The sequence below is a fragment of the Borrelia hermsii DAH genome (genome assembly GCF_023035675.1).
Classification (GTDB): domain Bacteria; phylum Spirochaetota; class Spirochaetia; order Borreliales; family Borreliaceae; genus Borrelia; species Borrelia hermsii.
Window position 1 is genome coordinate 19,136 of record NZ_CP073146.1, and the last position, 11,773, is coordinate 30,908.

The following is an 11,773-nucleotide window of genomic DNA, read 5'->3' on the forward strand; positions in this document are numbered from 1 at the left end:
CTTATCATTATAATAACTACTTAACTTATTTATTCCCTTAGTTAAAACTTAGCAGGAGCTGTAAGCTCTGCGATTGCAGCTTCTGCTGCTGCGTTAGCAGCCTTTAACAACTCACCTATTGATTTGTTAAGTTTAACAAGTTCAACAACACCTTTTTCTCCAGCAGGAGCATTTACTTGATCTATAGCTTTTTTTACATGCTCATCTGTAGCCTCTGCTTTAGAAATATCAGAATCTGCTTTTACTTTATCCACAAATTCTTTACATTTGCTCTTAGAATCAGTAATCTTTCCTTTTAGCTCTTCAGAAATTTCAGGCGTGTTCCCTAATTTTTCCAATTTAGCTTTCACAGTCAACATTACCTGAAATGCTCCTGCGACTAACTCTCCATTCTTATTATTTTTGCCATTATCCACTTCAAGGTCTTCGGAATTTTGCTTAATTTTCTTACCAATAGCTTTAGCAAGCTCATCTATTGACTTAACCAAGGTCTCTACTTCTTTAACACTTGCTACAAAAGTACTAGCCTCTTTTATCTTTGCACTTATTTTTGCCAAATCAAGTACTGTTCCGTCAGACTTAGTTACTTGACCTTGCTCTGCTGGTCCTGCACTACCATAAGATACAAATAAAACAAAGTCATTATTATCGCACTTAATTTTTTTATTTTCACAATTATTACTTGCGCACACATTTTTTAATGTCTTAACTCACAATAAAACATAATCCTAATCTAAAACTTGAAATTCGATCACATTAAATCTAACCATTAGAACAATTTATATCCTAAATAACATCAGAAGCCAAGAGCATTACGCTCCTAGCTTCCTATTCCTTTTTGACTTTATTTTTACCTGCTCTTACAGCTTACTTAATTAACTTATCTTATAATAACTACTTAAATTATTTATTCCCTTAGCTAAGACTTAGCAGGAGCGGTAAGCTCTGCGATTGCAGCACTTACCGCCTCATTAGCAGCTTTTAACAACTCATCAACTGCTGTGTCAAGTTTCTTAAGCTCAGTAGCAGAAGCATTGGTTCGATCTATAACTTTTTTTGCCTCTTCATCTTTTTTAACACTTTCGTTATCCTTTGCAGAACTCTTAAATTTACTTAATAAACCATCATTTGCATTCTTGGCCTCATTAACCTTCGCCTTAAGGTCATCTGAGATTCCATCTACTTGCACTAAACTTTCCAATTCACCTTTTACGGTTGATACCACTTGAAATGCCCCTGCAACTAACTGTTCATTTTGATCCGCCGTAGAAGACTCTAAAGTCCCAGTCTCATCTGTTTTAATTTTCTTACCAATAGCTTTGGCAAGATCACCTATTGACTTAATTAAAGTATGAACTTCTTTTACACTTGCTGCAAAAGCACTAACCTCTTTTATCTTTGCACTTATTTTTGCCAAATCAAGTAGTTCCATCAGGCTTAGCTACTTCGTCGCTTTTAAGCTCTGGCACTCCATTATTACATGATATTAATATCATAAATAAAGTCATTATTATTGCACTTATTCTTTTTCTCTTTTTTCCGTCTCCCTTTTAACTTATTCATTACCTTCAGCATCAGAACTATCGTTAGCAAATAGTTTTCCTGCTTTACATAGAACAAGAAAAGCGTTTCCCTTACAATAACTTTATATTTTTATTATTTACTCTTAACTAGTTATTAGTAGTAGCTTTAGGGATGCTCTGACCAGGACTTATAGGAAGTATCATTAGCATTAATTTTCATAGCTTCCTTAACAATTTTAAGCCCTGAATCAATAGCTTTTCTTATTGCAATGGTTTTAAATATATCTTGCTTAAGTTCTATTTTATTAATTTCAATAGCTCTTCTAACGAGAAAAACCTCATTGCTAACAGATACAATCTCAGGTTTTAAACCACGTTCTAACATTTCAAGTTTCAAGTTAAAGTTACTCTCTAAATATTCAAAATCTTTATAAGTAATCTCATTACGATAATATCTTTTAGAAAGATCATTTGAAATAAAATCTTGCATATCCATCTTTACAAATTCTTGGTATATAATATCCCCTGTTACATGTCCATAAAATTTATGTACTACTAAGAAAATGACATGATGAATTTTGCATAAAAACTTCTTATATAATATTTTACATATCCTATAGTACTAATAACATCACCAAAATTCCCAATAGCTCAAGACAACCAAACACAAAATGTTCTACCCAAACAACACAAAAAATTCCAAAACAAAAAGACTCAATAGATACCCCACCATCCCTAGTATTATAATAAGCATCAAATACTACAGCATTACCAAAGCCGGTTAATATATTAACACAGTCAAAAACACCACAATTCCAAAACCAATGTAATTAACATTAAAGAAATTAAATTAAAAGCCATTAGCACTTCATTTTCAACTTTATCAGAATCCGAAAAAAAGAAGAACGATTCAGAATCATATGATAATGATGTGTATTTATAATAAAAAAGACAATCAGAATATACTTTTTTAAGTATAAATCAAAATACTAGAAATTGCAGTAAAAATTATGATGATAACAATACTGTTTCTCTTTTAAAGATTGAAAAATGGGATTGATAGCTTCAAAATGAAATGTTTAATGGAAGAAATTTGAAAACTAAAAGATAGATTAATAACAGTCAGGATAATAATAAACAAGGAATATTCAAAGATGATTTAGAAACTATTACTGTAAATCACCAAAATGTATATGTTGAAGCAAAAGATGATAAAAAAACCGATTATATCTTCCTAAATTTCCCTAACAATAAAGGCTACTCATTTACAATTAAATTATCTGATCTTAAAAAGATTTATAAAAATACAATAAAACAACACAAATAGCTTTCTTAAATTAGGAAATTTTTTGTATATCATATCAAAATCCCTACAAAAAATAGTAAAGAAAGATGAATTAAATTGATTACAAAAATGACAAAAGAAAATAAAAAGTTAACCTCGAGTTAACAAAGAGAAGGGGATTAAATTTTGAAGAATAATATATATCATTGCAAAACTAATAGCTACTAAAACAAGAAATAAAATATATGTAGGGTATATTTTTAAATATATGTAAAGAATTGGATAAAATAAGTATACTAGAAAAATCTTAACCAAACCTGTTAAAAAGTATCCTTTCTATTTACACAAAACACCTTAAAAGAAATATTTTACATGCAATGAAACATCTCTAAAATTGATTAAACTTACTAGTATTTGCTTACATTTTTTGTAACTAACTTTAAGTATTTTTATAGCTTTTAGTTTAAAAAAAATTATATGAAAAAAGAATGCTTAACTACTTCATAAAGTTTACTTTTTAACTGGTATTGCGTTATCATAATTAATAGTAAAACTTATTAGGAGAAAAACAATGAATAGCACTCACAATGAAAAGGCTCCGCCTTACACAAAACCATTAAAGGAATATCATAGTAGATATTACAAAATACTGTCAATACTTAGATACTTTCAAAAAAATGCAATTAAGTACAACCAAACAATAATTCTAAATGCATTAAACATTTTTCTGTTTAAAGACAGTCTTAAACAAATTACACTTAGAACCTTAAGAAAAGATTTAGCCTTTCTATACAACAAAGGCATTATTAAAAAGAATTTATTAAGACTGGGCGAAGGAAATGGCTCATACATAAGATATACAGTAACTAAATACAGCGTTAACAATTTAAAAAGACTACTTAAAGCCAAACAAGAAATTATCGAACACGATGCTAATGCAATATATAAATTCACAAAAGAAACACAAAAAAAATACTCCAAAAATAAGGGGGTCAAAATTTTGAAATCTAAAAATGCAACTAAAAATGTCAGTCATAATATAACTAATAATAAATGTATAAATAATAAAGAAAAAAGAAGAAAAGAAACAAAAATTGAAGTGACAAATAACACATATGTTTTAATACAGAATGTATCTAAATGGAAAACAATGAGATATTTGGATAAAATAAAAGATAATGCGAACAAAAAGAGATATGAAGAGGCCATGATGAGAACAAAAGAATGGTTGAAGAATTTAAAGACTGAAAATAGTACTAACAGGAGCTATGGGATAGAAAACAAATTTTAAGGAAAAACATGGAAAACTCATTGAAACGATTAAAAGAAAGGAAGTCAGAAATTAAGTTGCCCAAAAAAAAGAGTAGTTTCTTTATTCAAATAGAGAAAAAAAATAATAAGACACTGTACCACACAAAAATTATGATAGATTTCTATACATTTGGAATCGATAAAAATGATAATAACAAATTTTTTATTATCTTAAGAAGCTGGTCTAGAAAAAAGAAATATCAGTTTAACTTATTTTCTTTAATAGATAATAACAAATTTTTAGGTATTTATTATGGATATAGGAAGCCAATTAAGAATATCATAACACAATATGAAGAAAATGGAGCAATTAAGACATATGGTTTTTCAAAGGCTTATTATATTGAGTTTAGATTTAAGAAAGGAAGTGTTTTTTGTTATATCCAAGGAATCTATTATTTACTTAAAAAAGAAAAGTTAGAAACCAAATATTGCAAAAAATTGATCGAAATAGTGATGAAGTTAGAAAAAGAGATATATGAATTTTACAATAAAAAGTTACCAGATGGAGGGATTATAACAAGATGGATAGAAAAAAAACAGAAATAATAACTATAGCATCAATTAAAGGTGGTGTTGGAAAAAGTACAAGTGCCCTGTTCTTTAGCAATATATTATCACATGAAAGTTACAAAGTTTTGCTAATTGATAGCGATCCCCAAGCTAGTATTACCAGTTATTTTTTATTCAAATTGCAAGAACAAAACATAGATATCGAAAGATATAACCTATATGAAATTTTTAAACAAAGGAAATACATAGAAAATTGTATCTTTAATGTAAGTAATTGTATAGACGTAATTCCTAGTTCATTAGAATTGTCTTCTTTTAATTCCGAAAGTATTCCTTTGCAAGATAATCTATTAGAAAAAAGACTGTTAGCAGTTAAATCCAAATATGACTATGTAATAATTGATACAAATCCTAGCTTAGGGCATCTTCTAAATAATGCCTTAATTGTTGCTGATTATCTAGTTATTCCCATTAATTCTGATTTATGGGCAGTTGAAAGCATAGATTTAATAATAGATGCTACAAAAAAAGTTTATAGGGAAGATCTCTTGCCTAATTTTTTGGTAACGGGTGCTTTAGAAAGACAGAGTATTGATAAAGAAATAATATCAGAGCTAGAAACTCGCTATAGAGAAAACTTGATAGGCATTATTCCTAAAAGAGATGACATAAAAAAGACAGTATTTTATAGAAAGAAATTTTCTTTAAATACTGATTATTATCAAGAATATAAGAAATCTTTAAATAATCTCTTAAAGAAATAACAAAAACGAAATGTCCAGTTATAGACAAAAGGAGTGCAAATGAGAGATAAAAATAAGATGATAGTGGGAAGAAGGGTTAATATTAAAGAGTGTGATTTGGAAACAAAATTACCAGGGGACAATCGTAAAGATGAATATTTAAGATTAAAAGACAAACTAAAATCTTTAATGGCAGACGATATTTATAATAAAATAGAAACAGCAAAAATACTCAGTTTAATAAGTGAAAGAAAGTTATATATTTTTGATGGATATAAGAATTTTTATAGCTTTTTAGCTGATTTTAAGATCGCGAAATCCCAAGCATATAAATATATAAAAATAGCGGCAGGCGTAGAGCAGGGCATTATCGATTATGATTTTGTAGCTAGTAATGGAATTGAAAATACCATTAGAAAATTAGAAGACAATAGTATTGTTAAGAAGTCAAGACAGAATTCGATTAAGCCACTGCGTTTTCAACTTAAACTACAAGAGAGTTATAATTTTTATAAGCAAAATGCAAAATTTACAGGTTTTTTGTTGGATGAACTTTTTACAAATAGAAAGGATTTGCTTAAAGAGTTTTTAAATCAATTCAAAAGCTAAATTCATTGAGTAGCTACATAGTTCTTGTAACTATTTAAATATGGTTGATTTTATTTTAAATTTGGTATATATTGGTATGCATTGGTATGTGTTTATTGTTGCACATCCTAGTAAGTTTTCGCCATTGGAGATTTTAACTCTTCATTAGATACTCTTTTCAAGAGTATCTAATGAAGAGTTGATTTTTTATTTTTTGGAATTTTAAACCTATCTTCTATTATTCTATCTAAGATTCTTTATATAAAAATTACTAAAATGATATAGCAAAACCTTCTAACAAAGATAATTTTTTTGTTAGAAGGTTTTGCTAAATATTTATTTCTAAGGAGTGTAAAAATTCATAATGTAAATCATATAACAAGAAATGAAATGTAAAATACAAGTAGCATAATAAAAATCGAAGCAGTGAATATAAATAGCAAATACAAGTGATATAATAAGTAAAATGAATCCGAATGATATTCGCGAAGTATGGGAAGCATATAAGAGTATGCTATGTAATATATGTAATATTGCTTTCATTTTATCCTTTCCTCAAAATTTTGACTATTAATCCCTTATTCTGTAAAAAGTCAATCATTGCTGTTCAGTTGATTTTGTCAACTTATTTTAAGACAGTACAAGATATTATACAAGGCACTAAGGACAAGCTTAAAAAATTGTTGCTGATATGAAGAGATAAGGAAATCCTAACGCTGCTGCAACGGAGGTGGCAGTAAAAAGTTTGGCTAGTGAAACACTTGATAAGATAATAGAAGGAGCAAAGACTGCAAGTGATGCTATTGGTATTATGGGTGATGGCCTACTTGGTAATATAGCTGCTGGTGGTGCTGGTAATGCTGCTGGAGCTGCTGGGATTGATATTGATAGTCTAGTAAAAGGAATTAAATCCAATTGTAGATGTAGTGCTTGAAGATGAAGGTAAACATGATGCTGGTACCGATAAAAAAGCCGATGGCCTTACCGTAAGAGCTGCTGTTGCTGCTGATGGTGAAACAGGAAAGTTATTCGCTAATGCTGCTGGCGATCAAGCCAATTCCAAAAAAGTTGCATTTGATGCACCAAAGGCTGTTGGAGCTGTAACTGGTGTTGACATATTACAAGCTATTGCTAAATCTGGTACAGTTGAAGCTGAAAAACATTGAAGAAGCAAAAGACTCTGCAAGTATTGCTGTTGCTAAGAAGGAAGATGATAAAAAAGAGATAAATATGCAGATTGAAGGATGTAGTTATTGCTGCGGGAATAACATTGAGAGCCATGGCTAAGGATGGTAAATTTGCTGTTAAGAGTAATGAAGAGAAATCTGCTAATACAGTAAATGGTGTTGCCGCTAATGCTGTTGGTAAGACATTAAGTATTCTTATTATTGCTATTAGGAATACTATTGATACTGGTTAAAAACAATTAATGAGGCTTATTGTTGAAGTTACACAAAAGAAGATAAGTCCGCAGATTCTACTACACCTACAGAGACGCAACAGCTAGTGGACAAAAACAATAAAGTATTATCAAAGAAACATACATAACTAAGCAAAATCATTTTAGGCAAATTCTTCTTTCTGTATTTAAGAGAGTAGTTTTCCTTTTATCTATATCTTGTCCCCTGAGAAATAAGGAGGCACGTAATAATGAAAAGAATTACTTTAAGTGTGTTATTGATGAATTTATTTTTATCTTGTAATAAGGAGGCTCTATAATATGAAGAATTCTTAAAAATCACAAATAAAACCTTAATAAGTATCATTATGTTGATCGTTTTTCTATTTATAGGTTGTGGTCAGCAACCAGATGCTGGGAAGACTGATCCAGTTTAAGGGAGTGCGGGAAGTTTAAGCAATTTTCTAATCGAATTAGGTAGAAGCGCTGAGAATGTTTTTATGCATTTATGGAGTTAATTTCAGGTGCCTTGGGCTTTAGCGTAGAAATAACTACAACTAGGCAACAGACAGGAGATTATTTTAACAGCCTAGGCGCGAAGCTTGAAGCAGCATCAAATGACTTGGAACAAGTAGTAGTTAAAGTAACAGCAGATGTTAATAAAAGCGGGATACAATCCATGATCCTATTAGAGTATCGGTTGATGAAGCTAAGACTACTTTAAGCGCATTAAAAACAAATGTACGTTTGTTAGGAACAATAGGTGATAATAATGTAGTAGCTTATGCAGCAAGTGGTGGTGCTGGTTCAGGCGCAGCAGTAGCTTTTAAGGCCTATGACTAAGGGTGGTAATGCAGATTTTGCTGAAGCAGTTGAATCAGCTGCTGTAAGTGCTGTCAATAAGGCATTAGGAGCACTTGATATAATAATTAGGAAAACAGTAGCAAACAATCTAAATAAGATAAGAGAGGCTGCTAAGGGGATACAATACTCAGAGACTACCGGTGAATCAACTGAAGCTAGTGCTGTTCAGCCTGCTGCTACTAAATAAATTATCTAATTAAATAATCTAAATAATAAAGTCATTTGAGGAAAACTCTTCTTTTCATAAGAATTGTTTTCCTTTTTGGTATTTTAGTAGATTAAATATTTGCACTAAAGATAAGTAAACAAGCTCTGGCTAAACCTTTAACTAAGGGGTAAATGATTGTTATGAGATTAGTTTTAATTAGTAGGTGAGCAAAATTCTTTGGAACGTAAAGGTAGGGACCAGGTTTCTTAGTTTTTGTTTCTATTGAATGATATGTTTGCTTTAGTTAATTGTTTCTTAATTATTTATTTTTTAAAGTTTAAATTGGATGTAATTGATTACAAGTTTTCGATTAAGATTGTGTTTTTGTTCTTTATTGTATAAATTCACTTAGTGAAATAGTTTTGTTGCGTTTTTAAGTAGGTCAAAGCGAGATTATTCTATGACTTTAGGAATTTATTTTTGATATTTAAAATAAAAGGTGTATATTTGCCAGTAATTATTATATCTCAATATTGAGATTCAATAATTAAATAATTTGGTATCCCAGGAGGGAGATATGAAGAGAAGTATTTTATCAGTGTGTATATTAACATTATTATGTTTGTTATCATGTGATATAAATGCCCTTGATGATTTATTAAATGAAGTAAGGGGAAATTTTTTAGATGAAAGCAAAGACAATAAAGATTCAAACCATAAACAAGAAAATCAGAAACAAAAAAAAGATGTTATAGATGGCCTTGAAGAAAAAGTAGAAATACAACAAGATATGGAAGTAAAACCTGTTAATTCGGGATTTGAGGTGTCTCAACAAGTGTATTCATACTATATCCAAGAAGAAATAGAGATAAAAGAAGAGGACCTAACCCCAAGTACTGAGTACGAAAAAGAAGCAGATAAGGCAATTAAAGAGGTAAAAAATGCTCTTAAAAACTCTGGATTTTCTTTGTTAATGGAGAGTTCATATAGCCTTAGAAATGAATATGAACAAATGAATACAGATCTTTATTATGTAACTAAAAAAATCCAGGATGAAATAGGATTATTGGGTACAGATTTTAGGAAGAATAAGGAAAAGAGACAAGATTTAAATCGATTACAAGGTTATTTGAGAGGTGAAATTTTTAATTCTGAGGGCCTTATGAATAAAATTGATATTGCAATACAAGACATAGGGTCTGCAGAATTCTTCTTTAATAAGTCCCAAGAGACTTTAAGAGAAGCTATTACTGAAAGATTAAGAAATAAACGTAGAAGTTATCGGTGGTCAAGAAGAGGAAATAGTGATTTTCTAGCTAGGGATTCGCAACGCTATGCAAGCAATGTTTTAAGTTTACTAGAATCTTTTTCTTTTAATATAGGTGAAGCAAGAGGAAGAAAGAAAGAGATAGGGGGAATCATTAATGAGGCAAAGGCTGTTTTAGGGAATCTTTCAAGATAAAGACAGAAAGATTTAATATTTTATAACATTAGTATTTCCAAGAAGAGTTCCTTTATAGGGGACTCCTTTTAATTTTATTTAAATAAGTTTCTAAAAATAATTACCTTTAAGATTTGACTGTGTATTTATTTTATGTTCCATTTTAAGGGTTTAAGTAAGGATAAGGATCGTTGTTTCAAATTATTTTTGCAAAGTTTTTGCTATAATGATTTAAATTGAATAACCAATAAATTATTTTAAAGCTTTGAGGGGTAATTGCTTTTGAATACTGATATTGAAAAATATGATTTATTAAATAAGGAATATAAGCTTTTAGATAAAGGCTTGATAAAACTTGTTGATTATATGGAGTAGCGGTGCAAGAATATTGAAGGCGGTGAGAGAGCGTTGGAAATGTGATGAGCTTATAGATTATTTAATGATAAATAAACATACAAGTTTATTTTAATAAGTAGTGTTTATATTTTATGTTAACGCATCATATTTTGTAAAGACTTATAGATAAAAGAGAGTAGTAAATAATAAAGGTCATTTAAAGTAAAGATTTTCTTGTGATTTAAAAGGTCATACAGGGAATATGTTTTCTTGGTTATATATGTATATAAAATTATACTAATTGATATTAATCTATTTTTGATCATTTTAGCAATTATCTAGGGGGTATGGTTGTTTGCACTGAAATCATGATGGAACAATATCAAGACAAAAAGAATGGTTTTAAATAAATAATTATAGTAGTGTAAAAATGAGTGCTATGTCTTTTTAATAGAGAATAAAAAAATAAGAAATTTTAATTAAAATAATTTGTATTTTAGATAATATGATATTATATTATTATAATAATGATTATTAATTTAATAATATGATGTCCCAGGAGGGAGATATGAAGAGAAGTATTTTATCAATATGCGTGTTAGCATTATTATGTTTGTTATCATGTGATATAAATGCCCTTAATGAATTGCTAGACAAATCAAGAGAAAAGTTTTTAGAAGAAAACAAAAAGGTAGAAGATTTAAAATCTATAGAAGGAAATCAAGAGATTAAAGAAGAGCAAGTAGATATTGTTGTAAGGATTGAAGAGGGTGTAAAAATAAATAAAAACTTACAACGAGAAGGTATTGAGCTAAGTCTTAAAGAGGGAAGACCCGAAGAGGTAGCAGAGCAACAGTTTGTATCGCAATCTAATGCCTTAACTAAGGAGCAAGAGAATGAGCTTGTTAGTTACGATGATGAGGCTAATGAAATTAAGAGCAAAGTTGATACTTTGTTAGTAAGTCTTGATAAAATATATGGAGAGTTAAATACATCATTGTCAGAGCTTGATAATATGGAAACTGATATTGTAAATGCAAAATTTGCTTTTGATAAGGTGAGAACTTCTGGAAGTGGTATTGAGCAAAATGTGAAGATAAATTTACATCAAGCAATTGATAAAGTTAAGAGTAGTAAAAATATTGCAATGGTACGGTGTAAGGAACAACTTAATACATTGAGACTTTCAAAATCTAGTGCTGATAGTGCAAATAGTTCTATTGAGTCTGTTTTAAGGCACTCAGCGCAGATAAGGTTAAATGGTTATTATGATGTATATCTTTTGGCACATTATATGTTGGGTGCAAAAACTAGCTTGAATGATGCAGAAAATATGTTTAAAAAAGTAGAATCAGAGGCAGGTAAACTTAGGAATGCAATGAAACAGGTGGAGGAAGATTTTGCCGATTTAAAGAGAGCACATCAAGCATTAGGTTTGGAAAAAAGTAATATATCATATTTACGGTCAAACAATATGTAATTAATAATTTTATTACTTTTTAGAGTATGATGTTTAAGTTAAATAGGGCTTAAATAATATTGAGCCCTATTTTTGTTTATGTCTTAAATCCAAAAGGCAATTTTAGTCAATAAAAAATATTATACTAATAACAATTTAATTA

The 11,773-nt window shown here is 29.4% G+C and carries 8 protein-coding genes and 5 pseudogenes; 9 read left to right on the forward strand and 4 right to left on the reverse strand.

Annotated features, from left to right (window positions below; all coding sequences use genetic code 11):
- Positions 1–41: 41 nt before the first annotated feature.
- From bhDAH_RS07095 to bhDAH_RS07675, 4 genes and pseudogenes are all read right to left on the reverse strand, one after another.
- Positions 42–692 (reverse strand): Vsp/OspC family lipoprotein, encoded by a 651-nt coding sequence (locus tag bhDAH_RS07095; RefSeq protein ID WP_236842443.1) that lies wholly within the window; start codon positions 690–692, stop codon positions 42–44.
- 227 nt (positions 693–919) lie between these two features.
- Positions 920–1,432 (reverse strand): Vsp/OspC family lipoprotein, encoded by a 513-nt coding sequence (locus tag bhDAH_RS07100; protein ID WP_335340398.1) that lies wholly within the window; start codon positions 1,430–1,432, stop codon positions 920–922.
- A gap of 238 nt (positions 1,433–1,670) precedes the next feature.
- Positions 1,671–1,797: pseudogene (locus bhDAH_RS07740) on the reverse strand (variable large family protein); the annotation flags it as partial.
- Between the two features lie 162 nt (positions 1,798–1,959).
- Positions 1,960–2,019 (reverse strand): annotated as a pseudogene (locus bhDAH_RS07675) (hypothetical protein); the annotation flags it as partial.
- A 1,360-nt stretch (positions 2,020–3,379) separates the two neighbouring features.
- On the opposite strand from bhDAH_RS07675, the gene bhDAH_RS07110 reads away from it, so the two are divergent.
- From bhDAH_RS07110 to bhDAH_RS07150, 9 genes and pseudogenes are all read left to right on the forward strand, one after another.
- Complete coding sequence (locus bhDAH_RS07110) at positions 3,380–4,099, forward strand: plasmid maintenance protein (RefSeq protein WP_043924555.1); 720 nt, start codon at positions 3,380–3,382, stop codon at positions 4,097–4,099.
- An 8-nt stretch (positions 4,100–4,107) separates the two neighbouring features.
- A complete protein-coding gene (locus bhDAH_RS07115) occupies positions 4,108–4,668 on the forward strand; it encodes a DUF226 domain-containing protein (RefSeq protein ID WP_015633322.1) in 561 nt (186 codons plus the stop codon).
- On the forward strand, positions 4,644–5,396 hold the full coding sequence (locus tag bhDAH_RS07120; RefSeq protein WP_062706220.1) for a ParA family protein: 753 nt from the start codon (positions 4,644–4,646) through the stop codon (positions 5,394–5,396). The genes bhDAH_RS07115 and bhDAH_RS07120 overlap by 25 nt, the downstream gene beginning before the upstream one ends.
- 39 nt (positions 5,397–5,435) lie before the next feature.
- Positions 5,436–5,984 carry a chromosome replication/partitioning protein gene (locus bhDAH_RS07125; protein WP_062706223.1) on the forward strand — a complete coding sequence of 183 codons (549 nt, stop codon included), beginning with the start codon at positions 5,436–5,438 and terminating at the stop codon, positions 5,982–5,984.
- 596 nt (positions 5,985–6,580) lie between these two features.
- Positions 6,581–7,380: pseudogene (locus bhDAH_RS07680) on the forward strand (variable large family protein); the annotation flags it as partial.
- Positions 7,381–7,867: 487 nt separating this feature from the next.
- Positions 7,868–8,086, forward strand: a pseudogene (locus bhDAH_RS07685) (variable large family protein); the annotation flags it as partial.
- A gap of 83 nt (positions 8,087–8,169) precedes the next feature.
- Positions 8,170–8,413 (forward strand): annotated as a pseudogene (locus bhDAH_RS07140) (variable large family protein); the annotation flags it as partial.
- 538 nt (positions 8,414–8,951) lie between these two features.
- Positions 8,952–9,836, forward strand: a complete 885-nt coding sequence (locus bhDAH_RS07145) for a P12 family lipoprotein (RefSeq protein ID WP_062706239.1) — start codon at positions 8,952–8,954, stop codon at positions 9,834–9,836.
- Positions 9,837–10,719: 883 nt separating this feature from the next.
- Positions 10,720–11,631, forward strand: a complete 912-nt coding sequence (locus bhDAH_RS07150) for a hypothetical protein (RefSeq protein ID WP_062706242.1) — start codon at positions 10,720–10,722, stop codon at positions 11,629–11,631.
- Positions 11,632–11,773: the final 142 nt, after the last annotated feature.

Excerpts from the sequence above, each read along its gene's own strand:
- bhDAH_RS07145 (WP_062706239.1), top strand. The coding sequence starts at position 8,952 with ATGAAGAGAAGTATTTTATCAGTGTGTATATTAACATTATTATGTTTG.
- bhDAH_RS07110 (WP_043924555.1), top strand. The coding sequence starts at position 3,380 with ATGAATAGCACTCACAATGAAAAGGCTCCGCCTTACACAAAACCATTA.
- bhDAH_RS07125 (WP_062706223.1), top strand. The coding sequence starts at position 5,436 with ATGAGAGATAAAAATAAGATGATAGTGGGAAGAAGGGTTAATATTAAA.
- bhDAH_RS07120 (WP_062706220.1), top strand. The coding sequence starts at position 4,644 with ATGGATAGAAAAAAAACAGAAATAATAACTATAGCATCAATTAAAGGT.
- bhDAH_RS07150 (WP_062706242.1), top strand. The coding sequence starts at position 10,720 with ATGAAGAGAAGTATTTTATCAATATGCGTGTTAGCATTATTATGTTTG.
- bhDAH_RS07100 (WP_335340398.1), bottom strand. The coding sequence starts at position 1,432 with ATGGAACTACTTGATTTGGCAAAAATAAGTGCAAAGATAAAAGAGGTT.
- bhDAH_RS07115 (WP_015633322.1), top strand. The coding sequence starts at position 4,108 with ATGGAAAACTCATTGAAACGATTAAAAGAAAGGAAGTCAGAAATTAAG.